We start from the raw sequence: 22694 nt of genomic DNA on the forward strand, positions 1-22694 counted from the left end.
TGATCACGCCAAGATCGACGAGCTGGCGAAGCATCCGGCCGAAGGCTGGATCTGAGGAGGGCATATCTCCTCATTTGGGACCGTAGACCGTAGCTATAGGGACTTTCCACGTTTCTACATAAGAGCGTCGTAGCGTATCGTTCCGGCCTCAGAGTACTCGAAGTAGTCGGGAGTGTACTCGACGAACTGGTTTTCGAGCGGTCGATCAGCCAATCCCAACGGATCTGCCTCATCGTCTCCTTGTACAGTAACGCTGATGTTGGCCTGTTCGAGCGTTTCGAGCGTTCCCGTCGGTGGGGGAGGGTTGATCGCCAAAAACCGATTCTGATACTGTGTGCCAAGCGTTACCGATGAAAACGTTTGTTCACCGGACGATCGTGCGTCGAGAACCGCATTTCGAAGGTCGACGAACTCGTTTTCGACCAACTGGTTGTGCTCGAACTCCGTTTCCGCATTCTGGTTCGGAACCACCGAGACCTGGTATATCGACAACAGGAGTATCAGGATTCCGAACACCAACACGGCACCGACAACTTCCGAGACACCGCGGTTGTCCATCCTGATCCAGGCCCTCATTCTCAGAGAGAAGGACCTATCAATATAAAAAGGTTGTATGAATATCCATATTTATAACAATATACCAACAGGGTCGGCCCCTCAGTTGTCGACTGTTCGCTTCGGTTTCGCGGTAACGCGGCCTCGAATTGCCGCGTACTATCCACCAACAGCTACTGTTCTTCGATGACTTCCGGATCGGAAAAGGCGTCTTGGAGGCTATCGAGACCGTTGAGCCACTCCGAAACGAGCCACGAGTCGATTTCGTCGACCGCAGTTCCGTCGAACTCCTCGCCGTCGATGATCTGGGTGCCTGCTTGGACGAGATACGCCAGTGCAGCGTCGACGTCTTCTTCGTCCGAAGCGACCTCGATAGCGGCGGTGATACACTCGTCTATCGAATACTCGTCGACGGGGCCACCGATAACGTACTCCTCGGCTGCATAGAAAACTGGAACGAGGCTCGTCTGAACGCTGTCGATCAACAGGAGTGCCTCCTCGTCGTCGAACTCCGGCGGAGCCATGACGACTTCGTTGATGAATTCGAGCTTTTCGAGAGTGGTCTCCTCGTCGACGCGGTCGTCTTTCGCTGCCGAAATCACCTTTGCGATCGCGATCGTCGTGTCGTTCTGCAGATTAAAGTAGAGTCGAGCGAACTCTTCGCTTTCGGGATCGAGATCCTCGTCGTCGACCCGCGTTAGCCAGTTCTGCCAGCGATCTTCGGAGTAAAACGTCTCGGCGGGCTCATCTGTCATACGTCATTACTCTGGGTGGGGACTCAAATGCCTTTCTTATCGAGTGACTCTCAGCATCCAGATCTGGCCACAACTCGGCTGTTAGCCGGTAACTACCCGCTCGTAGGGAATGACTACCCACTGATAAGAGATGGTTGTCCACTCAGTTCGACCGTTACACTCACGAGAGTGCCGACTCGGTGTCGACTCCGTACACCAGTTTCGGCGTCTCGATGTGGGCGCGGGCGATGGCCTCGTCGTATCCTTGTTCGGCGAGCCACCGAACCCGGCGTGGCACCGTTTTCGGCCCCAACACCGCCCCTGGCCGCTCCGGATCGTCGATGAAGTCGGTCTCCATGAGAAAGGGCTCGCCGGATTCGGCCGCGGTTTCGATCCAGTCGCGGTTACTCATCACGCTCGGTGTCGGTCCAGCGAGTCGACCGCCCGCGTAGTGCTTGACGACCTTGTGAGCAGCCAACCCCTGCGCTTCGGCCCAGTCGGCAACGTCTGTCAGATCCTCGCTTGCTTCGGTGTGGAGTTGGACCGCACAATCGACCTCCACACCCAGCGAAAACGCGTGTTTCATCACGTCGTTCGAGGCCTCCCACACAGCCTCCGAAACGTCGTAGTGCGGTCGACCGGATTTCAGGCCCAAGGCCTTCCCGTTGCGAACGTACTCGCCAGCGATATCCAACACGTCCTGCATGCAGTCGCGAGCCTCGGTGGGCGAACAGCCCCGCTCGTCGGTAAGTCGACTAATCAGGCCCGGATGGGCACCCAGGATGGCCCACGCTCGACCCGGAAGGCGGTCGGTGGCCTGGGTTACGATCTCGCAGGTCGTCTCGAAGACCGACCGGAACGCTTCGGGCTCGGTCGAGTCGACGCCGAGTTTCCACGACGGCTGATTGACGATCATGAGGTGGGTGCCACCGAGTCGGGCGAACTCCTCTACCGCGTCCATGCCGCGTCCCCGTTGCGGATCGAGGTGCAGATGGTTGTCGAGTACTGGCGTCTCCAATTCCTCCATGGCCCGGCGTTCGTTCGGCGACACAATAGTCGGTAGGGTTCGACTACTCGAAGCTGAACCGGACCGCGGTTTCGGGGCCCTCGTCGACCGCGCCGGGCTGTTCGGCGAACCCTTCGTGAAGCCGGTCGTAGGTGTCGGCTACTGCCTCGACGATGACATTGGTGTCGCCGATGACCGGCATAAAGTTGGTGTCGCCGCGCCACCGCGGGACGATATGGGTGTGGATATGGTCACCGATCGAGCCGCCAGCGCCGTCACCCAGGTTCATCCCCGTGTTGAATCCATCCGGGTGGAGTCCCGCGTTGAGTGCACGGATCGTGACCTGTTTGAGCCGGGCGTGATCGAACAGTTCTGGCTCGGAGAGGTCGGTGTACTGGCCGACGTGTCGGCGTGGAATTACCATCGCGTGGCCGGGGTTGTACGGGTAGTTGTTGAGGAGAACGAACGCGGAGTCGCTTTCGGCGACGACGAGATTCGATCGATCCAGATCCTGTTCGGGAAGCACACAGAACGGACAGCCATCGAGCTCGGCGTTTTTGTCGTCGCGTTCGACCCACTCGATCCGCCAGGGTGCGAAAAGCTGCTCCATACGAGATACAGTCAATAGACCCCTATAGTCGTGTCTGTTAGTCGACGCCTACGCATCCCTATTAGCAGTAGACAGTCAGTTCGGTCGGCTAGTGGTTTTATTCTCGTGTGCGGTCTATCGGAACGATACATGGCCACAACGCCCTCAACCCCCAACAACACCGTCGAGTACTGTTCAGAGTGTGGCCGGGAGACACAGCATGTGGTTCGCGTCGAGATTCGAACCGAGAGTCAAAAGCCCGAAAACGCAGAGTTCTCTCGTGAACCGTATCGGCTCACTCAATGTGTCGACTGCGGCGCCGAGACGACGATGCGGATGAACAACGCCTGAGCAGAGTCGCTTAATCGAAGCCGTGAATCCCTGCGGTCGTCACTTCACAGCCATCTTCAGTCACGATCAGTGTGTGTTCGGCCTGGCTCACGAGTTGGCCATTCGACTCTTTGAGCACCGGATACCCTTTGACGATATTCGCCATTTTGAGTCGGCGGAGCGCCATTTCTGAGCGCGAGCCCTCGAGCCATCGGGCCGCAAACGGTAGATCGTCGAACGCCTCGATCTCGTCGAGTACCTGTCGTGCCCGACGGTCCCGGACACTGCCGTCGCTCACCTGTTCGTAGATCTCTTCGGTCGCACCTTCGCCGACTTTCCCGCGACCATCGGTGGCGAACGGCTCGATAGCGATCACCTGGCCGACTTCGAGTTCGACGCTTCGACCGACCTCACGGTTCGGAATATTCGGCCCTGTGTGGGCGTCGTAACGCTGGACACCGTGGCCCGTCAGGTTGAGGATCGGTGTGTAGCCATAGCCATCGATAACCGATTCGATCTCCGCGCCAACCGCGCCAACCTCGACACCCGGTCCGACCGCGTCGACCGCGGCTTTGAGCGCCTGTTCGGAGGCTTCGACTAGATCGACAGTGTCGGTACAATCGACCGTCACAGCCGCGTCGGCGATGTAGCCGTCGACGTGGACGCCGATATCCAGACAGATCATCTCGTCGCCGAACTCGGTGTCGTCATCGCGGGCGGGCGTCGCATGCGAAGCTTCCTCGTCGACCGAGATGTTGACCGGAAACGCGAGCCCCGCTCCGGACTGTCGGATGTGGTCTTCGGCGTACTCGGCGACTTCGAGCTGGGTGACGCCAGGTTCGATCATCTCTCGCGCCTCGTTCATCGTCTCGACGAGAATGTCGCCGGCTTCGCGGTAGCTATCGGCTGCGTCGTCATCAAGCGGTCCAATGGGCATACCCGCTCGGTTAGCAGGTCATCCGCAAAGAGGTTCCGACCGCGGAACTCGATGTGGTCATCAGTCAGCGTCTGTCGAGTCGCCACCGGTACTCGTTGGTTCCAGTGGGGAGGTGTCGACATGAATTCGACCGCTCGCCCAGATAGTAACCTCCAGTCCCGCGTGATCGAAGCTCAACATCCACGAACCACAGCGGTCGCCCCGGAATAGCTGTGTCAGCGTATCCGGGTCGATACTGTCGGCAAGCACTGTTCGATCTCCCCCACCAGTTGCCGCTTCGATCGCCTGGAGAACCGCCGTACAGGGGTCTTTCGCTCCCGGATCAAACATCGTCCGGTGGATATGGTCGTCGACACTGGTAGTGTGTGCTGTTGCCATGGGACAATCATAATAAATGTTAATGTGGGTCTACTTAATACTCCTGGTTGCTTACAGGTTCATCTGTGATTAGGTACTGGAGGGCGTGGGCGTCTCTGACGGTGAAGAGGTGGATGTTTATCGAATTACGCTCTCAATTAGTACCAGATGTGGTTTTTTGTTCGATATACACTCGCTATTTTGATGACACAGAGAACGGCAGGACTTTTACGATCCCCTGAAAATCCGTCACTGTCTATGAGCTACGACCAGATCGAGATTCCCGACGAGGGCAAGAAGATCACGCTTGCCGATGAGGAAACCGGGGAGCTGAACGTTCCAGAGACGCCAATCATTCCGATCATCTACGGTGACGGGATCGGCTCGGATGTCGGCCCTGCGGCCCAGAAGGTACTGGATGCGGCCGCCGAAGCGACCGGCCGTTCGATCGCGTGGATGCGACTGTACGCCGGGAGTTCGGCGCGCGAAAAGTACGACGAGAACCTCCCCCAGGAGACGGTCGACGCGATCCGCGAACACCGCGTGGCGATCAAGGGCCCGCTCACGACGCCGGTCGGCGCGGGCTTCCGTTCACTCAACGTCGCACTGCGCAAGAAGCTCGACATGTACGCCAACGTTCGACCGACCTACTATCTCGACGGCGTGCCGTCACCAGTGAAGAATCCAAGCGCGATGGATATGGTCACCTTCCGGGAGAACACCGAGGACGTCTACGCGGGCATCGAGTGGGAGGCAGGAACCGACGAGGTCGAGCAGGTAAAGCAGTTCGTCGAAGACAAGATGGGCGCGACGGGCGTCATCCACGACGGTCCGGTCGGCATCGGTATCAAACCGATCACCGAGTTCGGCTCGAAGCGGCTCATCCGCGAGGCCATCGATTACGCTATCGCTAACGACCGACCAACGGTGACGCTTGTCCACAAGGGCAATATCATGAAGTTCACCGAGGGCGCGTTCCGCGATTGGGGCTACGAGGTTGCCCAAGAAGAGTACGACGAGAGCGTCATCACCGAAGACGAACTCTGGGAGGAGTACGATGGCGAACAACCCGAGGGCACCGTGGTGGTCAACGACCGCATCGCCGACAACATGCTCCAGCAGCTCCTAACTCGAACGGATCAGTACGACGTGATCGCCACAATGAACCTCAACGGCGACTACATGTCCGATGCTGCCGGCGCCCAGATCGGTGGACTCGGCATCGCCCCAGGTGCGAACTACGGGCACGGTCGCTGTCTGGCCGAGCCGGTCCACGGCAGCGCACCCAAGTACGCTGGCCAGGACAAGGTCAACCCGACTGCGATGATCCTCTCGGGTCGAGAGATGCTCGACTATCTGGGCTGGAAAGATGCTGCACAGCTCGTCCGCGACGCCGTCGAACAGACCATCGTCGACGGAACAGTCACCTACGATCTGCACCGACAGATCGACGGCGGCGAGAAACTCGCCACCAGCGAGTTCGCCGACGCAGTCGTCGAAAACATCGAGCAGATCGCATAAAATCACCTACATGCACGTGTCGGAGTGATTTCAGACTCCAACACCGAAACCCATCGCCCAACCGGTAGTCGGTTCGGGCAAGCCGTCGTTCGAACCCCACTTCAGGGGGTAACTCGGTCGTAATTACTTCCTACTGGCCGGTAGGGGATGACTACTCTGGATATGAATGGCAAGACACACATAGCTCCGGGCTGACAGCCTGCAGTAGATGAACACGTGGATCGGTCGACGACTCCAGCGGACCTACGAGCGGCTCCTCCACCGTGAGATCGACGGCGGTCCGACACACATTGCAATCATCCAGGACGGAAACCGGCGCTATGCCCGCAAGCAGGGACGCGCTGCACCGGATGGTCACCGCGCGGGAGCCGATACCTCCGAACAGGTGCTCAACTGGTGTGAGGAGCTCAGCATCGAGGAGTTGACGCTGTACGCGTTTTCGACGGAGAACTTCAACCGCCCGCCCGCCGAGCGCGAACCGCTGTTCGACATTATCGAATCGAAGCTGTACGAACTGGCCGACAGCGACCAGGTGCACGAAAACGAGGTCTGTATGCGTGCGATCGGTGAGATCGAACGGCTCCCCGAGCGCGTTCGGACGGCGATCGACTACGCCGAGCGACAGACCGCCGAGTACAGTCGCTTTCGACTCAACGTCGCGCTGGCCTACGGCGGCCGCAACGAACTGCTTCGGGCGGCCCGCGAGGTCGCTGACGCCGTCGACGCTGGCGAGCTTTCGTCGAGCGACATCGACGTCCCGGCTATCGAACGACGACTGTATCGACAGCCGCTCAGAGACGTCGACCTCATCATCCGGACCGGCGGTGACGAACGGACGTCGAACTTCCTGCCGTGGCACGCCAACGGCAATGAGGCAGCCGTCTACTTCTGTGCGCCCTACTGGCCCGAATTCTCGAAAGTCGACTTCCTCAGAGGGATCCGGACTTACCAGTCGCGCGAACAGTCGTGGCAACAGAGCAAGGTCGACCGCGCTGTCGCACTCGTGCGAGCGCTCGGCAGCGTCGAACTCGAAGAGGCCCGAACCGTCGCCGGACGGCTCCACACACACCTGCCGCAGGCGGGTCTCCAAGCGGTTGCCGACGAACTCGAAAATCAACAGCCCGGCGAGTCGACGGTGAGCGCAGAGGCGGTCGACCAGCCCACTGCAGGGTCAGCCGACTAACATACGGGTCGCGCGGCGAACGTTACTCGCCGAACCGCCGCTGTCGATCCGCGTAATCAAGCAGCGCCCGGAGATAGTCGCGCTTGCGGAAATCCCGCCAGTTGACGTCCGTGAAGTAGAGTTCCGAGTAGACCGACTGCCAGATCATGAAATCCGAGAGCCGTTCGGCTCCGGTTTTGATGACCAGATCAGGCTCGTCTCGAAACACGAGCCGATCGTCGATGTGTTCGGCCTCGATTTCGGTGGGCGATAGCTCGCCGGTTTCGACAGCCTCGGCGAGCTGGCGCACCGTTTCGGTGAACTCGCGTTTGCCACCGAGTCCGATCGAGATCTGGATCGGCTCATCGACCTGTTCGGTGTCCTCTGGGCCTCTGACCGCGAGCGGGCGCGGGGCCGAAAGCTCGGCGAGCTCGCGGCGGAGCGTCGGGATCACCGCCTCATCGAGCACGCTGACCGAGACGGTGATCCGGTCGGTTCCGTACTCGACAGCCCACTCGAAAAACGACGACAGCGTGTCGTATGCGCCAGCTTCGAGCAGGTCTCGCTCGGTGATGACGACCGCGACGTGACCGGGCGGTGGTTGCGAGCGTCGACGGAGCCGAACGGCGAGATAGGTGTCGTACAGCACTGCTGGAAGGTCAGTACGGAGAGATAAAAACCTCGTTGTCACCGACCCACACGGCGTTTCGGCGTGTCGGGAGCGTTAAGTGTCTCTCGGCGATATCCGGTTGTGTGACAGACCGGCTTCGACGCGCTGGAGGGTTTGCCGCCATTGCGAGCCTCGCGCTGGCGGCTCCAGTGTTGGGCCCGTCGACGGCCATCCCGTTCGGACTGATCGGGCTCGTGGCTGCGTTCCGAATCAGTAGTGGCCCCCTGTTCGAACTGTTCGCCCGCCCGGGCGACCGCGAGGACGGTCGGCTCAACGGGTTGGCGGGCTTTTCGCTGGCGGCGGCCGCACTCGCGCTGTTGGCCACGGTTCCCCGGACGCCGCTGCCGGTCGACGTGTTCGTTGCGACGCTGCTTATTCTCGGATTCGGCAACCTCGGCATGGAAGCCGTCCGTCGGCTGACCAGTCAACCGTTTCTGACCGTCGCTGGCTTTGTCGCCGCCGGCTTCGTCGCCGGAATTGTCGGCCAATCGCTCGTCGGTCTACAGACGTCGACGAGCGTCGAATGGTCGGTCGTGACGTTTCTGTCGATCGTCGGGGCGTTGATCGCCGCACTACTCCGCGAGTTGCTCTACGAACGCGACGATCCGCTCGTGTTGCTCTCGGTTGGACTCGTCGTCTGGCTGTTCGCCGAGCTCGTCGAAACGGTGCCACCAGTCGAACTCGTCGCGGCGCTGGTGGTCACGGTTGTCCTCGGTGCGATCTCCTACGTTCTGGGGACCGCCTCGGTCTCTGGGATGCTCACTGGCGTCCTGCTCGGCGTACTCACGATCGTTCTCGGCGGCTTCGGCTGGTTCGCTGTCCTGATCTCGTTTTTCGGTATCGGGGGGCTTTCGTCGAAGTTCCGCTACGGTGATAAAGAGACTCGAGGGGTCGCCGAGGGCAACGACGGCGCCCGTGGCACCGGCAACGTGCTGGCGAACGCCGCGGTCGGCCTCGGTGCTGTACTTGGGTTTGCGCTCGTCGACGGTGCCGGTATGCTGGCAGTAGTCTGTCTGTTCGCCTTCTGTGGCTCGTTGTCGACCGCGCTCGGTGACACCCTGTCGAGCGAGATCGGCGGCCTGTTCGATCGGCCGCGACTCATCACGACGCTCGAACGCGTCGAGCCCGGAACTGATGGCGCAATCACGTGGCAGGGCGAACTCGCGGGACTCGCCGGCGTCGGACTGACCGGCTTGCTTGCGACGATTGTGCTGCCACTGGGTCCGGTCTGGCTCGCAGCGCTGGTTGTCGCCATCGGAGGGCTCGTCGGGATGACCGTCGACAGCCTCCTCGGTGCGACCGTCGAGGGCGGTCGGCTCGGCAACCAGTGGGTCAACTTCCTCGCGACGCTCAGCGGTGGGCTGGCCAGCGCTGGCCTCGCAGTCTGGATGATTTGAATGCCGTCGGATTTCCCGGCCGTTCGGCCTGCCCGGCCCACCGATGCGGCCGCTGTCGAGCGACTACAAACGCTTCTTCCGGAGACCGCTCCAGGGCTTTTGTCGACCGCGCTCGCCGAGCAGGCAAGCGAGCAGGTCGGCTCTCTTGGCCCACCAGCACTACGAGCGTGTCGACTCCTCGTGAGCCCCACCAATGACGACTGCCCAGTTGGGTATCTGCTCGCTGTCGAGGGGCCAGCGACACACATCGCCGAACTCGTCGTCGCCTCTGACTATCGTCGACAGGGCCGTGCAAGCGCCCTGTTACGTACGATCTGTGCTGATTCCGGTCGCGACGTAACCGTTCATGTCAGTGCACAAAACGACCCTGCTCGATCGTTGTACCGACAGGTCGGCTTCGTCGAAACCAGTCGCTCGGCCGATCTGTTCGACAGTAGTGAGGGCCTAACGCTTCGATACTCTCATAGCGCGAGTAAACAGTGACTAACGACGCCTTAGGCTTCGACGTCGAGTTCGGACGTCCGGAGCTGGTCGGCGGTCAGCACGCGTGTGCCAACCGGCTGTTTGACGAACTCACCAGTCGACCGGGAAACGATGTGATCGAGCCCGTGTTGGGCGGCCACGTCGAGCTGCCGTTGGGTGAGTTCGTCGTCGAGCACGACGGCGAACGGTTCGTCGACCGTTTCGAGAATCGAGACGAGATCAGCAGGGTCGACCTCTGCCAGCGTCTCAAACGATTCGGAGAGAACGCGCGATGTGCCCGTTTGCTCGTCGATGACGTCGCGAATGTGGCTCCGAAGCGTCGACGGTCGGTCGTCATCCACTGTCTCGTCTGCCGAGTTCGTGGCCGACGAGTCGGTCGTCGACTCGTCAGCCACCGAGTCAGCTGACTCATCGACCGAGACTTCGTCAGCTAAATCGACAGCTGGCTCCGATGTGGGCGGCGTGGCCTCGGCCGAACTGGTCGGAACCACTTCGACCTCGGTTGCCGAACTACTCGGTGCATCGGGCGTTTCGGTCGTCGAGTCGGGCGCTGTAGCTGACGAATCGGATGCAGTGGCCGTCGGCTCGACTGTCTCACCGTTGGTTGCTGACGGCTGGTGGGCGGTTTCGACGAGTCCGGCGATCGTCTCGCGGATGTTCTGGGCGTCTTCGAGCAGGTTGGCAGCGATCTTCTCGCGGAGCAACGAGTGGACGACCTCGCGTGAGAGGTCCTCGACCGACTGGCCCGCGGGCGCGAACACGACGTAATCGACATCGCCGACCTGGAGTAGCTCTCTGAGGATGAGTTCGCCGCCACGGTCGCCATCGACGAACACGGTAACGGTGCGATCGGCAGTCAGTTCGGCGACAGCGTCGGGGACGTTCGTTCCCTCGACGCCGACGGCGTTTTTGATGCCGTGTTTCAGCAGTTGGAGCACGTCGGCGCGCCCCTCGACGATGATGATCGCATCCGAGGAGCCGACGCTCGGCCCCGCGGGAAGCCCGGCGTAGTCAGTGATTTCCTCGACCTCGGCCGAGGCTCTGACGTCAGCCAACAGCTCCTGGCTCGAAATGGCAGTTTCGTCGAACGCCGATGCAAGGAGTTCCTTTGCGCGGTCGACGACAGCCCGGCGCTTGGCCGCGCGAACGTCTTCGATGCTCGTAATTTCGATACTGGCTCGACACGGGCCGACGCGCTCGATCGTTTCGAGCGACGCGCCGAGAATGGCGGTTTCGGCCTTATCCAGGCTCGTTGCGATCGTGAGCGTGCCGAACGACTGGCCGTTTTCGGAGCTGATCTCGACGTCGATCCGGCCGACTTTCGATGACTGCTGGAGGTCTCTGAGATCCAACTCGTCGCCGAGTAGGCCCTCGGTCTGACCGAAGACCGCGCCGACAACGTCGCTCCGCTCAACGACGCCGTCGGCCGCAATGCGAGCGTGAATGAGGTATTTTGCTGTATCGTCCATGCTGTGTTCCCCGTAGGGAGATGATCGTGATGGTGATCGGGATACTGATCGTGGTGAAGTCGGTAACTGCACCAACACTCTTTATAAAGACTGCGGTCAGAAATAGCTGTCGTCGAGCCCAAACGCGTCGACTTCTCTTGGTCCACTCGCTAAAATTAGAATATGGCTCGTCGTTCGGCCACCCACTCGCCAGCGTGTTCGAGCGATTTCATGGGCTGAGCGGGCGCGTCGTGCTCGAAAATCACCCACGGCACGTCGGCTGCGCTGGCCGCTTCGAGACAGCCGTCGAGATCTACGTCCCCCTTGCCGAGGTCGACTGAGCGTCCCCCACGAGCGGTGGTCGAATCGAGCCGAACGTCTTTGAGGTGGATCGCCGTCAGCCGGTCGGCATACCGGTCGATCAGCGCGACTGGATCGGCATCGGCTGCGGCGGCCCAGCCGACATCGAGTTCGATCCCCACGCCGGTGTTCTCGATGAGCACGTCGAGTGCGAACTGGCCGTCGATCTGGTCGAACTCGGCGTCGTGGTTGTGGTAGGCCACTCCCAAGCCATGGGCGTTGAGTTCGGCCGCGACGCTGTCGATGGCTGCGGCCGCCCCGCGGATCGTCCCCGGTTGGAGTCGCGCGGGGTCGACATAGGGAATAACGACCGTCTCGACGCCGAGTTCGCGGTAGGGCTCGGTTGCGCTTTCGACGCCGCCTTCGAGCGTCGACAAGGGGATGTGGGCGTTTGGGGCTGCCAGCCCCAGTCGCGAAAGCGCCGACCGAACCGGCCCGGACTCGGCGTCGAGTCCGGCGAACTCGACACCGTCGAATCCCGCCCGCTTGACCGCTTCGAGTTGGGCTACCAGCGACAGCGGCGAGGCCTCAAACGAGTAGAGTTGGACAGCAGTCTGCATGTTACTCCATTTGCCCCGGAGCCGATTATAGCTCGTGACTCGTCGACTGATGCGACACTCTGCGACGATGGACTGTATTGATGGGATTTTCTCTTCAATACGTCACTCTGAGGGCGATTAGTAATGTTTAGGTAGGTCTGTTGACTACATATCGTAATGACAGTGCGTATCCGAACCCTCGTATGGGTGGTGACGTTCACACTCTTGGTTGTCTTGTCGGTTCCGTGGTTCTTGTGGGGCGACGGGCGAGTCGCCGCCGGACTTCCGCTCTGGCTTTGGTGGCATATCGGCTGGATGGTCGTCGCAAGCGTCGTGTTCTCGATTTTCGCACGCACGGATTGGAACCGATTCATGGGGATGAGCGATGTCTGAGCTGTCGATCCAACTCGGCGTGATCGGCGGCTATCTCGTCGTCTCGCTGCTGGTCGGGCTGGTCGCCTACCGCGTGACGAGCAACGTCGCCGAGGACTACTATCTGGCCGACCGATCGATCGGAACGCTCGTGTTGCTGTTTACGACGTTCGCAACGCTGCTGTCGGCATTTACGTTCTTCGGCGGGCCAAACATCGCCTACGCACAGGGCCCCGAGTGGATTCTCGTTATGGGTGTGATGGACGGCATCCTGTTCGCGATTCTCTGGTACCTCATCGGCTACAAACAGTGGCTCGTCGGCCAGCAACAGGGCTACGTCACGCTCTCGGAGATGTTGGGCGATCGATTCGGGTCGACACGTCTCCGTGGACTCGTCGCCGGTGTGAGCCTGTTTTGGCTGTTTCCGTACGTGATGCTCCAGCAGATGGGCGCTGGTGAGGCGATCGCCGGACTGACAGGCGGCACGGTTCCCTACTGGGCAGGGGCGGCGCTCATTACCGCGTTTATGATCGTCTACGTGACGATCGCGGGGATGCGCGGCGTCGCCTGGACTGATACGATCCAGGGGCTGTTCATGCTGTCGGTGACGTGGCTGGCGGTCGGCTGGGTGCTGTCGGCGGTCGGTGGACCGAGCGGTGCGACCGAGGCGCTCGCCGGGACGAACCCGGAGTTTCTTGCGCTCGGCAGCGACTTCTACACACCCCAGTACATTATTTCGAGTGCGGTCGTGATCGCTTTCGGCGTCACGATGTTTCCCCAGATCAACCAGCGCTTTTTCGTCGCTCGCTCCGAGCGCGTGCTCAAGCGGTCGTTCGTTCTGTGGCCCGTTTTGGTGTTGTTGCTTTTCGTCCCGACGTTCCTGCTCGGGACGTGGGCCGCCGGCCTCGGGATTTCGGTCCCTGACGGCGAGAACGTCCTGCCCATTCTGCTGGCGGAGTACACGCCGGTTTGGTTCGCTGCGCTCGTGATCGCGGGCGCGCTGGCCGCGATGATGTCCTCGTCGGATTCGATGCTGCTGTCGGGATCGTCGTACTTCATCCGTGACCTCTACCGGCCGTTCGTCGACCCGGATCTCGACGAGACCCGCGAGGCGTGGCTCGCGCGTATCGGGGTGGCGCTGTTTGCCACGGCCGCCTTCGTTGCCAGTCTGAGTCGACCGGGGACGCTCATCGAGGTGGGTGACACCGCGTTTGGTGGGTTTGCCCAACTCACCTTGCCGGTGATGATCGCGCTCTACTGGTCGGGAACGACTCGCGATGGGATGCTCGCGGGAATCGTGAGCAGTCAACTGCTGTATCTCTCACACGTGTTCGTTCCGACCGTGACAGTCGACCTCGGCAGAACGGCCGTTCCGTTGTTCGCCAGCACTTACGGAGGCTGGGACGTCGCGCTCGCGACCATGCTCGTCGGCGCACTGTTGACCGTCGGTGTCTCGGTGTTGACCACGCCGGCGGCTGACGAGGACGCCACACGGTTCGCAGTCGGTGCCGATTAGGTCGGCGGTACGTCTCGCGGTGCGCAGTCGACCCACCGACCGGCTGACCGGCTGAGCGATTGATCGATCAGTTCGACCGGTCGACTAAACCGACTCTCAACGTGGGGGCCAAACACAGCTATGTGAGGCGTCGTGGTAGCTATCTGTACGCATTTGAAATGAACCGCCGCACCTTTATTCAGACAGCAACTGCGAGCGGTCTGTTTCCTCTCAGTTCGATTATCAGTGGGCGTACAAGAGCAGCCGATAGGTCAATAACAGTCGACAACCGGTCTACCGACGAGTCGACTGTCGATTCGACGGCCACCGAATCGATCCAGCGTGGCCGCCGGATTGTCGACCAGGCACGGTTCGACGACGGAACACGCCCCGACGAGCCACCGGAAACCGAGACCTTGTCGGCGTCGGTCGACGCCGAGACGGTCGACGAAATCACCGCCAGCAAGGAGTTCGCTGACACGCTTCTTGAGGCGGTCTCAGAGCTCGATGCGAGTGTCGAGACCGACAGCCAACAGCTACGCGAGACGTACGGTGTGAGCAGAGCGTACTCGACCGACGGGCTTCGGCTGGTCGTCGACTGTCCGACCGATAGTGACAAACAGCGGGCCTCGGAGGCGATCGAGTTGTTCAGGGATCGACTTGACGCCGTGGTCGACGACGACCGGCTTCGCGACGAGATCGACGAGGTCGACGTCGAGGTTCGAACACGGCCTCCAGCAGAGCCAGAGGCCGACTGCAAGCACCGTTTTGGGCGGTTTTCCGACGCCCGGTACCGCGCCAAGGGGATCGCCCAAGGTGCGGCGGTCAGAAGCGAGACGCTCGGCAAGATCGCCTCGACCGGGTTTCGTGGGCTTCGCGACGGCCAGGCTGTCATCGTCACGACCGCCCACACCTTCGAGCCCGAGCGGGACCACGAGCCGGCCGACCTCCGCGGGGCCGAGCTGTATCAGTCGAGACGACCCCACTCGATCGGTCGGTGTCACGGTCTAGGGACGACCGCCGAGCCGGCGATTGACGCCGCGGCGGTCGCTGTCGACACCGACACCTTTCCGAGTCGGTTTCTCGCCGAGCCGGGCGGCGACACCTACGACGACCGGCCGTTCGTTGGCACCGCAAGCTGGTCGCTGCTCGAACGCTACCACGCCGAAGACAGGCCCATATATAAACAGGGAGCGGTCTCCGGGCGATGTGAGGGTCGGATCGTTGAGCTCACCGAGCACGAGGACGGCCACCGCGAGCTCGGCGTCGACATCCACAGCACGGGCGGCGATTCTGGCGGACCGTACTTCGTTTCGACCGACGACGGGCTGCTCGTCGCGGCCATTCATAAGGGCGTGCGACCCGACGGAACGCTCCGTCGGGCGATCTTCGTCGACTCGGTGCTCGACAGTCTCGATATGGATCTGTACTGAGCACCATCAGCGCTTGCGGTGACGCTCGACAGTTCGTCTCGACCGCGCCTGTCATCTGTCTCGGTACCCACCACTTGGTATGCATATCTTCTGGCATCAACGCGACCTTCGGGTTCGTGATAACAACGGGTTGGCCGCGGCTACCGCCGACGACAGGACGGTTCCGGTGTATCTCGTCGATCCGGCTCTCCGCGAGCGGATGGGTGCGCGTCAGTGGGCTTTCTTTATAAATGGCGTCCAATGTTTGAAAGATCACTACCGCGAGCTCGGCTCAGAGTTGGTTATCCGCGAGGGCCCACCCGTTGAGACGCTCGGGCGGATCGTCGACGAGTACGGTGCGGATCGACTCTACTACAACCACCACTACGGTCCGTTTCGGCGGGCCCGTCAAAGGCGGGTCGACGAGGCGCTGCCGACCGAGTCAGTGACCGATCTGGTGTTGGTCGACCCGGTGGGGTTAGCCCCACGGTATTCGAGCCACAGCCAGTTCTACAACGACTGGCAAGACGTCGAGAAGTCGACCCCAGCGGCGGTACCGGGCAGCGACGACCTCGCCGAAGTGACCGACGAGGCACCCGTTCTTGAGGCCACCCCGGATATCGATCTTCCCACAGCCGGCTACGAGGCGGCCAGAGCACGATACGACGAGTTCTTAGCCGACGGTATCGAGTCGTACAACGACACACGAGACGACATGGCAGCGGCCGTCGACCGACCGGTGGGTGCAGTATCGCGTCTCTCTCCATATCTCGCGACGGGAATGATCGGGATTCGTGAGGTGTGGGCTGACGCAACCCAGCGGTACGAGGCTGCCGCAGACGATCAAGGGCGACGAAACATCGACAAGTTCCGCTACGAACTCTCATGGCGCGAGCAGAACTACCACCTGTTGTACTACAATCCGGCCCTGCCCACGGAGAATTATAAAGAGATCCCGAACCCGATCGCGTGGGAGAACGACCGCGACCACTTTTCGGCGTGGACCCAGGGCGAGACGGGGTATCCGCTGGTCGACGCCGGAATGCGCCAACTCAATGGGGAGGGCTACATCCACAACCGCCCGCGGCAGAACGTCGCCTCGTTTCTGACCAAACACCTGCTGGTCGACTGGCGCAAAGGGGCCGAATACTTCGCCGACAAACTGGTCGACTTCGATCCCGCTAACAACAGCGCCAACTGGCAGTGGATCGCCTCGACTGGAACCGACAGCGTCGACGTACGCATCTTCGATCCCGTCGCGCAGATGGCAAAGTACGACGACGAGGCGGTATACGTGAAAACGTACGTGCCTGAACTGCGTAGGGTTGCGGCCGAAACGATCGTCGACTGGCCGAATCTGTCGGAGGCAGAGCGATCGGAGTTAGCGCCGGAGTACTGCGAGCCGATTGTCGACCGGAACGAGGCCTACGAGCGCGGCCAACGTGTCTTCGAAACTGCGCTTGGAAAGTCGTAGGCAAAACCGGGTCCGGGCTACTCAGATCGATCGGCTGGCAGTGGCTGTGGCCCCATCACTGTCGGTGACTGTCAGTCGGATCTCGTCGGCGTCTTCACGAGTCCGAAACTCGGTTTCACCGCTCGCTGTCGACCCGGACAGAGAGTCGGTCTGGTCGCTGACGAGCCTGCCACCATCGAGCAGTTCGATGCTCACGCTTTCGAGATTACCGTCGTCATCGGTGACTGTCCATTCTGCTGTCGGCCGGAACCACGGCCCGGTCGTCCGGCTTCGCACCGAGAGGCTGTCGATCTCGGGGTCGGCGTTCTCGTCGGTGCTGCTGTCGGTGTCCGTTGTGAACCCCTGCTGTTCGCCGGTATCGGTGGCGTCGGTCGTCTCCGCAACTGCCCGAAAGACGTACTCTGTGTCGGTGTCGAGGGCTTCGATATCCTGGCTGAACGACTCGAGTGTCTGCAACGACTGTTTGGTCGTCGACTCCCAACTGCTTGCGTCGCTGGGGCCGTATTCGAAAAATACCGTCGCCGAGTCAGTCCCTTCGAGGTCAGTTAGCTCGCCGACCAGCGTGGCCGCTGTCGAGCTAACATCACTCGCTTCGCTCGTCGTTACTGCCACGCGTTCGGAGTCGTCTTCGTTCTCGTCGCTAGCCTGTGCGACAGCTGCAGCAACGTCAAGTCGACCAGCACCCTGTTCGGACGTCGAGAGCCCGATATCCGTTGCCGACTCGGTGAGAAGACGGCGAACCTCCTGGCGGTCGGTGATGCCTGCGGCGATCAGTACCGCTGCGGCGGCCGAGACGTGCGGTGTCGCCATCGAGGTCCCGCTGGCGTATCGATATTCGTCATCCGGCTCGGTCGACAGAATTTCGTACCCTGGTGCGGCGATGTCGACCTCGGGGCCTGCCGAGGAGAACTCGGCGAGATTGTCGTTTCGGTCAGTCGCACTTACGGCGATGGTCTCGGCCGCGGAGGCGGGGAAGATTACACAGTCGTCGCAGGGGCCGCCGTTGCCCGCCGCGGCGACCATGACAACGTCTCTGTCGGCGGCATACTGCATCGAATCTACAACGAGTGAACTGACGCCACCACCGAAGCTCATGTTCTGGACCTGGTGGCCAGCATCTGCCGAAGCCTCGATCCCGGCAGCGACCGCATCGTACGTGCCGCCATCGTCGCCGAGCACTTTCACCGAGTGGAGTGTGACATCGGGGGCGACCCCAACCACGCCGTCGCCGTTGTCGACCGCGCCGACGATACCAGCGACGTGCGTTCCGTGTGAGCCATCGTCGTCAGCCAGTCCCTCACGAACCTCGCCGCCACCGCAGTCGATCCCCTGGCCGATGTTCTGTTCGAGGTCTTCGTGATCGTAATCGACGCCCGTATCCAGAACAGCGACGCTGACACCTGCGCCCGTCTCACCCGCGCTGGTCGTATCATCTGCGTCGACCGTCTCAACACCGTAGGGAGTTGTCTGTTCGATCGGGTACAGCTTGCCGTTTTCCTCGACGTATCGGATATTTTGGTTGCGCTGGAGGGCATCGACGGCCTGTTCTGGAACCCGGATCGTCACGGCGTCGAAACCGAACTCACGGATTGTTTCGCTGGCAGCCTCCGCGGCCGCCCTGCGGCCCCGTTCGTTGCGGTAGCCAACGTTGATGTCGACGGTCTGTTCAGTGTTTGCCGACCCGACGCCCGCTGTCGCGCTGAGGGCGACTGCGCTGGTGATCCCCTGTAGTACCCGCCGTCTCGTCGAGCCCATCATTTCCTCTGACATATATGATTCAGTGATTGTTACGAACTATAGAATATTACTTTTATTACCATATTAATATATATATAATGAAATCCTTACATTTGAACGCGATTCAACCCAATGCTCGCTAAAAGAGTACTCAACACCTAATGCAATATGATCTATAAAAATCTAAGATGACACTTCATTTATAATATGTGGTATCTGGTGAACAAGGCTACGACCGGAAATACACTCGTCGACAGAAGATAGGTACAAGTTGGCTGGCTCAGATTCGAACCACGGTCGCTCACTACGTTCGCTCCCTGATTCGAATCTTCACGTGTTCCAGACAACCCCGACGCGTGCTCGTCGCTGTCGCTCCTCACTGTTGCGTCGGGGTAGAAGTGGGCCGGCTCAGATTCGAACTGAGGTTACGGCCACCCGAAGGCCGAAGGATACCAAGCTACCCCACCGGCCCGCAGTCGACCAGATGCCGCCACCGATTTTAACAATTGTGATCCGTCGACCCGCTCAGTACGTCTGATACCCCGCAGTGTCGAGCCAGTTGTGTACGACCGTCATCGTCTGATCCGCGTGCAGAACCTCTGGACCGACACTGAGCCGTCGCTCGGCGTGGTCGGCCAATAGTTGGGCTTCTGAATCAGTAAAATCGTGGTGATCCGAGAGCACGAAAATCGGATTTTCCAGTGGCTCGGCCTCGGCCAGCGGCTCGCCGTCCTCGTGGAGTTCGACGACGGTTCCATCGTGGGCGACGGTTTCGAGCGTCGACCCCAGGCCCATCCGGTAGAGTTCGACGCCGGGCGAGACGTCGGCTGGCTGGTGGCCGATGGCGTCTTCTCTGGCTTCGAGCGCGCCACGAATCCGCGAGGCGACCGCCCGCTCGTTCGGGTAGAGGCGTTTGGCCGTCGACCCGTCGAACCGAATCGTGTACTCATCATCGAGAACGAGATGCACGCGAACGTCTTCGCGGATTCCGTGCGAGACGAACAGTCCGGCGTTGACACACCGACACAGCACGTCGAGTCGACCGGCTCCACCGGCGAGATCAGAGAGCGAAAAATCGGGAGTGGTCGGGGCGTCGTGACCGAGCACGATGAACTGGTGCATACCGGTCGGTCGACGGCCGTCGGCTTAGGTGGCCGGATTTACAGACCACAGTCACGTCGAAAGTGACATTCAGTGACCGATCTCAGTGTCGGATTTCAGTATCTACTGAAATCGGTGTGATTCGTCGACTGAGGAACTCGATTACGCGGCGATCGGAAGGTATCGGTTCTCGTCGCGGCTCACGAGATCCTTTCGTTCCAGCGTTTGTAAAATGGGGAGCAGTGAGATGGATTTCATCTCTAAGGACTGATTGAGTTCAGCGAGCGTCGACTCGCCGCTGACCCGGAGGTAGAGATAGACGAGTTTCGCCCCATCCGAGGAGAGTTCGGGCGGCACCGACACCGACTCGGGGTCGGCAGGACCGTACTGCTCTGTTGGACTGGAATCTGAGTGTGCGTTGGACATTGTTGGGGGACGCCGACGAGTACTGGAGGGCTGGCTGTACTGCTGCTCGTCGTAGTAGGTAGACGACCGCGACACCGTGGCCCACAGCCAGCCTCGCCGCGCGCTTCGCCTAAACTGACTATGGCCTGACTAATAGCTGTTGTGCGGGCTACAATCGGATGTCTACAAGACAGGTACGAACACCGAAACAGCCAGCCGCCGACGGGGTCGCTCAGCGTCGACCGAGTTCGTTCCGTGTCATCGACTGGTGTCAGTTCGCGGACTCGATCGGCGTGTCGGTTTCGAGGCTGTCGAGACAGTCGGTGATCCGTCGGACCCGCTGGTCGTCGACGTGTGGATAGACAGCCCGGAGTTCGTCGTCCTCGTAGATGGCCAGACAGAGGCTCGGCAACGTCAGCACGGTGTACGTTTCGCCGGTTATCTCACAGTCGAGCGACCGGATCTTGAACGCCGTGTTCAGTCGGACCGAGGTTTCGGTGGCCCACTGCTGGAAGGCGGTGAAGTGGTCGAACACGCGCTGGTAGTAGTCGGTCCCTTTGAGCGGCCCCGAGACGCGGATCTCTTTGGACCAGATGTGAATGTCGTAGGTTCCGATGTATCCCTCCTCGTCGAGCCTGTCGAGCCGCTCTAAGACGGCCTGTTTCTGTTTCTCACAGCCCAGCTCTGGGTCCGCCCGGATGAAGAGCTTGGCAGCGAGATGCGGTTGCTCGGTCGTGTCGATCATTAGCAGTGCGCTACGCCGAGCACGGATATATAATGCCGCAACCACCTCAACGCGGACGTTCAGTAGTCCAAGCAGGTTCTATCAAGATAAAAAGCCAATGCGCGACAACCTAAAAAAGAACAAGTCGACCTCGGACTCGAAGGTGAGCTTACTCGGTTTCGGGCTCGGGGACGGGGTCGATCAGGACGACCGCCTCGCCGTTGATCAACTGTTTTTCGGACTGGTTGTGGACGGTCGTCGACAGAATGTACTTGTCGTCTTCGAGGTCGTCGACGACTTCGACCGTGGCGGTCAACTCGTCGCCGATGTAGGCGGGTGCGAGAAACGTAATGTCCTGTGAGAGATAGATCGTCAGTCCGGGCAGGCGTGCGAGTGCCGCACTGATCAGCCCCGAAACCAATGTACCGTGGATGATCCGGTCGCCGAAACGGCTTTCGTCGGCGAAGCCGTCTTCGAGGTGAAGGCGGTTGGTATCGCCCGAGATATCGGCGAACGCCGCCACGTCCTCGTCCGTAAACGTCTTCGAAAACGTCACCCGGTCGCCGACCGTCAGACGCTCGGGCTCGGCGGATTCGCGATCGACCTCCCACTCGGGCCGAGCGTACGCGACCGACGGCCCGCCACTCGTTCGCTCGGAGTCGTCGAAGCCGTAGGCCGCCAGCGCGGCACGGTTGACCTCGACAGCGCTTTTGACGAGATGCCCCGTCGCCCGAACCCAGGCATCCGCCATGCTGTACGGTACTGCTTCGATGCCGACGCTGGTTTGTTCACCATTCATAGTGTGTGATATTCGGAACTCGGTGGGTACCCGGCTTAGCGGTTTCGGTCACCACCCTTTGGTCGATACAACGTACGGCGTTCCATCATATACCATTTGTTGCCATAGAATGGTATGTGTTGGTAGTTGGCGACAAGAGTTAAGTAAACGTCGGCCGATGGTGTAGACGAGATGACGAACGGCTCAGACGAGATGGCGTGGTCGCCGATGCAGTTTGCAACACAACTGCAGGAGGCTGGCCAAGAGATGACCGCACAGCAGATGCAAGCGTTCACCGAACTCCTGTCGTCGACAGACGGCACCCAGTTGGGGTTCGATCCAACAAAGTTCGATCCCACAGGGTTCGAATCAGTCGGGATGCGGATGGCGATGTTCAAAACACGCGTCCAAAGCGGCGGTCGAATCAGCATTCCCGACGCCGAACGCGAAGTGTTGGGTATCGAAGAGGGAGATATCGTCCAGACGTTCGTCATCCCAATCACGCAGACCTCCAGTGATTCCAATGAGTAAAACACACACACAGCAGTCCAGCACGTCCAACCCGATGGCATCGATGTTCCAACTCCAGCGACAGTCGATCAAACAGGGCCAGCAGGTCCTCAAACAGAGCATGGACGCCCAAAAACAGGTTCCCCGCGTCTGGGGAGACGCAATCGAGTCCCAGCGGTCGGTCCAGAAAACGGGCCTCGACGCCAGCCGCAGTCTCGCCAAAGGCATGGTCGAGATGATGGAAGCGGCCATACCAAACGAACAGTCGCTGATTGACGACGACAGCGATGCCACCGAGCGACAACACGAGGCCTTCGAGAGCCTCCACCAGGCGATCGAAGACCAGTACGAGGCCGTCGAAGAGATCAGCGACCAGACCTGGGATTCGATCGAACAGCAGCTCGAAGAAAACACCGACAGCTACGTCGAGTTCGTCGACCAGTCGAACTCGCTGACCGAGGAGTCGGTCGAGGCCCTCGTCGACTCGCTCGAAGACGTCCAGTCGGATGTCGAAAACATGGAGTACGGAACCGAGTCCAATGAGTCGGTGGGGACGTCCCGGATGGACGTCGACATCGATGACGAAGAGACGGCGTAA

General features: G+C 60.7%; 25 protein-coding genes and 1 tRNA gene. 11 read left to right on the forward strand and 15 right to left on the reverse strand.

Annotated elements, in window-relative coordinates; genetic code table 11:
• Positions 1 to 114: 114 nt before the first annotated feature.
• The 4 genes from O2S87_RS03500 to O2S87_RS03515 form a co-directional block, all read right to left on the reverse strand.
• Positions 115 to 576 (reverse strand): hypothetical protein, encoded by a 462-nt coding sequence (locus O2S87_RS03500; protein ID WP_475407418.1) that lies wholly within the window; start codon positions 574 to 576, stop codon positions 115 to 117.
• A gap of 152 nt (positions 577 to 728) precedes the next feature.
• Positions 729 to 1310 (reverse strand): DUF2150 family protein, encoded by a 582-nt coding sequence (locus O2S87_RS03505; RefSeq protein ID WP_475407419.1) that lies wholly within the window; start codon positions 1308 to 1310, stop codon positions 729 to 731.
• Positions 1311 to 1470: 160 nt separating this feature from the next.
• Complete coding sequence (locus tag O2S87_RS03510; RefSeq protein WP_475407420.1) at positions 1471 to 2316, reverse strand: TatD family hydrolase; 846 nt, start codon at positions 2314 to 2316, stop codon at positions 1471 to 1473.
• A gap of 43 nt (positions 2317 to 2359) precedes the next feature.
• A complete protein-coding gene (locus O2S87_RS03515) occupies positions 2360 to 2905 on the reverse strand; it encodes an HIT family protein (RefSeq protein ID WP_475407421.1) in 546 nt (181 codons plus the stop codon).
• Positions 2906 to 3034: 129 nt separating this feature from the next.
• Here O2S87_RS03515 and O2S87_RS03520 point away from each other — a divergent pair, with 129 nt between their 5' ends.
• Positions 3035 to 3235 (forward strand): DUF7835 family putative zinc beta-ribbon protein, encoded by a 201-nt coding sequence (locus O2S87_RS03520; protein WP_475407422.1) that lies wholly within the window; start codon positions 3035 to 3037, stop codon positions 3233 to 3235.
• A gap of 10 nt (positions 3236 to 3245) precedes the next feature.
• On the opposite strand, the gene map is transcribed toward O2S87_RS03520, so the two are convergent.
• Both map and O2S87_RS03530 read right to left on the reverse strand, forming a co-directional pair.
• Positions 3246 to 4151 carry a type II methionyl aminopeptidase gene (gene map / locus O2S87_RS03525; RefSeq protein WP_475407423.1) on the reverse strand — a complete coding sequence of 302 codons (906 nt, stop codon included), beginning with the start codon at positions 4149 to 4151 and terminating at the stop codon, positions 3246 to 3248.
• Between the two features lie 60 nt (positions 4152 to 4211).
• Positions 4212 to 4529, reverse strand: coding sequence for a HalOD1 output domain-containing protein (locus tag O2S87_RS03530; protein WP_475407424.1), 318 nt, complete (start codon positions 4527 to 4529; stop codon positions 4212 to 4214).
• Positions 4530 to 4766: 237 nt separating this feature from the next.
• Here O2S87_RS03530 and icd point away from each other — a divergent pair, with 237 nt between their 5' ends.
• Positions 4767 to 6029 carry an isocitrate dehydrogenase (NADP(+)) gene (gene icd / locus O2S87_RS03535; RefSeq protein WP_475407425.1) on the forward strand — a complete coding sequence of 421 codons (1263 nt, stop codon included), beginning with the start codon at positions 4767 to 4769 and terminating at the stop codon, positions 6027 to 6029.
• 208 nt (positions 6030 to 6237) lie between these two features.
• Positions 6238 to 7212, forward strand: coding sequence for a polyprenyl diphosphate synthase (uppS, locus tag O2S87_RS03540; protein WP_475407426.1), 975 nt, complete (start codon positions 6238 to 6240; stop codon positions 7210 to 7212).
• A 22-nt stretch (positions 7213 to 7234) separates the two neighbouring features.
• Here uppS and O2S87_RS03545 read toward each other — a convergent pair whose 3' ends face one another.
• Positions 7235 to 7840: an undecaprenyl diphosphate synthase family protein gene (locus tag O2S87_RS03545; RefSeq protein ID WP_475407427.1), complete on the reverse strand. Its 606-nt coding sequence runs from the start codon at positions 7838 to 7840 to the stop codon at positions 7235 to 7237.
• A gap of 104 nt (positions 7841 to 7944) precedes the next feature.
• Here O2S87_RS03545 and O2S87_RS03550 point away from each other — a divergent pair, with 104 nt between their 5' ends.
• Positions 7945 to 9258, forward strand: coding sequence for a DUF92 domain-containing protein (locus O2S87_RS03550; protein WP_475407428.1), 1314 nt, complete (start codon positions 7945 to 7947; stop codon positions 9256 to 9258).
• Positions 9259 to 9741, forward strand: a complete 483-nt coding sequence (locus O2S87_RS03555) for a GNAT family N-acetyltransferase (protein WP_475407429.1) — start codon at positions 9259 to 9261, stop codon at positions 9739 to 9741.
• Positions 9742 to 9752: 11 nt separating this feature from the next.
• Here the strand turns inward: O2S87_RS03555 and dnaG are convergent, their stop codons facing one another.
• Both dnaG and O2S87_RS03565 read right to left on the reverse strand, forming a co-directional pair.
• A complete protein-coding gene (gene dnaG / locus O2S87_RS03560; protein ID WP_475407430.1) occupies positions 9753 to 11210 on the reverse strand; it encodes a DNA primase DnaG in 1458 nt (485 codons plus the stop codon).
• Positions 11211 to 11365: 155 nt separating this feature from the next.
• Complete coding sequence (locus O2S87_RS03565; RefSeq protein WP_475407431.1) at positions 11366 to 12109, reverse strand: sugar phosphate isomerase/epimerase family protein; 744 nt, start codon at positions 12107 to 12109, stop codon at positions 11366 to 11368.
• Between the two features lie 156 nt (positions 12110 to 12265).
• Between O2S87_RS03565 and O2S87_RS03570 the strand changes: the two genes are divergently transcribed.
• The 4 genes from O2S87_RS03570 (at position 12266) to O2S87_RS03585 (ending at position 16841) form a co-directional block, all read left to right on the forward strand.
• Positions 12266 to 12481: a DUF3311 domain-containing protein gene (locus O2S87_RS03570; RefSeq protein ID WP_475407432.1), complete on the forward strand. Its 216-nt coding sequence runs from the start codon at positions 12266 to 12268 to the stop codon at positions 12479 to 12481.
• Positions 12474 to 13976 (forward strand): sodium:solute symporter family protein, encoded by a 1503-nt coding sequence (locus O2S87_RS03575; RefSeq protein WP_475407433.1) that lies wholly within the window; start codon positions 12474 to 12476, stop codon positions 13974 to 13976. The genes O2S87_RS03570 and O2S87_RS03575 overlap by 8 nt, the downstream gene beginning before the upstream one ends.
• A gap of 158 nt (positions 13977 to 14134) precedes the next feature.
• Positions 14135 to 15388, forward strand: coding sequence for a hypothetical protein (locus O2S87_RS03580; protein WP_475407434.1), 1254 nt, complete (start codon positions 14135 to 14137; stop codon positions 15386 to 15388).
• A gap of 79 nt (positions 15389 to 15467) precedes the next feature.
• Entirely contained in the window at positions 15468 to 16841 is a 1374-nt protein-coding gene (locus O2S87_RS03585; RefSeq protein WP_475407435.1) for a cryptochrome/photolyase family protein, read from the forward strand.
• 21 nt (positions 16842 to 16862) lie between these two features.
• On the opposite strand, the gene O2S87_RS03590 is transcribed toward O2S87_RS03585, so the two are convergent.
• From O2S87_RS03590 to O2S87_RS03615, 6 genes are all read right to left on the reverse strand, one after another.
• A complete protein-coding gene (locus O2S87_RS03590) occupies positions 16863 to 18611 on the reverse strand; it encodes a S8 family serine peptidase (RefSeq protein WP_475407436.1) in 1749 nt (582 codons plus the stop codon).
• A gap of 366 nt (positions 18612 to 18977) precedes the next feature.
• A tRNA-Pro gene (locus O2S87_RS03595) sits at positions 18978 to 19050 on the reverse strand.
• Positions 19051 to 19103: 53 nt separating this feature from the next.
• Positions 19104 to 19700 carry a tRNA (pseudouridine(54)-N(1))-methyltransferase TrmY gene (gene trmY, locus O2S87_RS03600; protein WP_475407437.1) on the reverse strand — a complete coding sequence of 199 codons (597 nt, stop codon included), beginning with the start codon at positions 19698 to 19700 and terminating at the stop codon, positions 19104 to 19106.
• 141 nt (positions 19701 to 19841) lie between these two features.
• Positions 19842 to 20105 (reverse strand): TrmB family transcriptional regulator, encoded by a 264-nt coding sequence (locus O2S87_RS03605; RefSeq protein WP_475407438.1) that lies wholly within the window; start codon positions 20103 to 20105, stop codon positions 19842 to 19844.
• A gap of 250 nt (positions 20106 to 20355) precedes the next feature.
• Entirely contained in the window at positions 20356 to 20829 is a 474-nt protein-coding gene (locus O2S87_RS03610; RefSeq protein WP_475407439.1) for an HTH domain-containing protein, read from the reverse strand.
• 148 nt (positions 20830 to 20977) lie between these two features.
• Entirely contained in the window at positions 20978 to 21607 is a 630-nt protein-coding gene (locus O2S87_RS03615) for a MaoC family dehydratase (RefSeq protein ID WP_475407440.1), read from the reverse strand.
• 171 nt (positions 21608 to 21778) lie between these two features.
• On the opposite strand from O2S87_RS03615, the gene O2S87_RS03620 reads away from it, so the two are divergent.
• Positions 21779 to 22117: an AbrB/MazE/SpoVT family DNA-binding domain-containing protein gene (locus O2S87_RS03620; protein WP_475407441.1), complete on the forward strand. Its 339-nt coding sequence runs from the start codon at positions 21779 to 21781 to the stop codon at positions 22115 to 22117.
• A complete protein-coding gene (locus O2S87_RS03625; protein WP_475407442.1) occupies positions 22110 to 22694 on the forward strand; it encodes a hypothetical protein in 585 nt (194 codons plus the stop codon). The genes O2S87_RS03620 and O2S87_RS03625 overlap by 8 nt, the downstream gene beginning before the upstream one ends.

This window comes from Halohasta sp. A2 (assembly GCF_056175805.1).

Coding starts and splice junctions, on each gene's coding strand:
- O2S87_RS03605 (WP_475407438.1), bottom strand. CDS start 20,105: ATGTCCAACGCACACTCAGATTCCAGTCCAACAGAGCAGTACGGTCCT.
- O2S87_RS03625 (WP_475407442.1), top strand. CDS start 22,110: ATGAGTAAAACACACACACAGCAGTCCAGCACGTCCAACCCGATGGCA.
- trmY (WP_475407437.1), bottom strand. CDS start 19,700: ATGCACCAGTTCATCGTGCTCGGTCACGACGCCCCGACCACTCCCGAT.
- O2S87_RS03530 (WP_475407424.1), bottom strand. CDS start 4,529: ATGGCAACAGCACACACTACCAGTGTCGACGACCATATCCACCGGACG.
- O2S87_RS03555 (WP_475407429.1), top strand. CDS start 9,259: ATGCCGTCGGATTTCCCGGCCGTTCGGCCTGCCCGGCCCACCGATGCG.
- uppS (WP_475407426.1), top strand. CDS start 6,238: ATGAACACGTGGATCGGTCGACGACTCCAGCGGACCTACGAGCGGCTC.
- O2S87_RS03620 (WP_475407441.1), top strand. CDS start 21,779: ATGACGAACGGCTCAGACGAGATGGCGTGGTCGCCGATGCAGTTTGCA.
- O2S87_RS03510 (WP_475407420.1), bottom strand. CDS start 2,316: ATGGAGGAATTGGAGACGCCAGTACTCGACAACCATCTGCACCTCGAT.
- O2S87_RS03575 (WP_475407433.1), top strand. CDS start 12,474: ATGTCTGAGCTGTCGATCCAACTCGGCGTGATCGGCGGCTATCTCGTC.
- O2S87_RS03590 (WP_475407436.1), bottom strand. CDS start 18,611: ATGTCAGAGGAAATGATGGGCTCGACGAGACGGCGGGTACTACAGGGG.
- dnaG (WP_475407430.1), bottom strand. CDS start 11,210: ATGGACGATACAGCAAAATACCTCATTCACGCTCGCATTGCGGCCGAC.
- O2S87_RS03515 (WP_475407421.1), bottom strand. CDS start 2,905: ATGGAGCAGCTTTTCGCACCCTGGCGGATCGAGTGGGTCGAACGCGAC.
- O2S87_RS03565 (WP_475407431.1), bottom strand. CDS start 12,109: ATGCAGACTGCTGTCCAACTCTACTCGTTTGAGGCCTCGCCGCTGTCG.
- O2S87_RS03500 (WP_475407418.1), bottom strand. CDS start 576: ATGAGGGCCTGGATCAGGATGGACAACCGCGGTGTCTCGGAAGTTGTC.
- map (WP_475407423.1), bottom strand. CDS start 4,151: ATGCCCATTGGACCGCTTGATGACGACGCAGCCGATAGCTACCGCGAA.
- O2S87_RS03610 (WP_475407439.1), bottom strand. CDS start 20,829: ATGATCGACACGACCGAGCAACCGCATCTCGCTGCCAAGCTCTTCATC.
- O2S87_RS03520 (WP_475407422.1), top strand. CDS start 3,035: ATGGCCACAACGCCCTCAACCCCCAACAACACCGTCGAGTACTGTTCA.
- O2S87_RS03585 (WP_475407435.1), top strand. CDS start 15,468: ATGCATATCTTCTGGCATCAACGCGACCTTCGGGTTCGTGATAACAAC.
- O2S87_RS03580 (WP_475407434.1), top strand. CDS start 14,135: ATGAACCGCCGCACCTTTATTCAGACAGCAACTGCGAGCGGTCTGTTT.
- O2S87_RS03505 (WP_475407419.1), bottom strand. CDS start 1,310: ATGACAGATGAGCCCGCCGAGACGTTTTACTCCGAAGATCGCTGGCAG.
- O2S87_RS03570 (WP_475407432.1), top strand. CDS start 12,266: ATGACAGTGCGTATCCGAACCCTCGTATGGGTGGTGACGTTCACACTC.
- icd (WP_475407425.1), top strand. CDS start 4,767: ATGAGCTACGACCAGATCGAGATTCCCGACGAGGGCAAGAAGATCACG.
- O2S87_RS03615 (WP_475407440.1), bottom strand. CDS start 21,607: ATGAATGGTGAACAAACCAGCGTCGGCATCGAAGCAGTACCGTACAGC.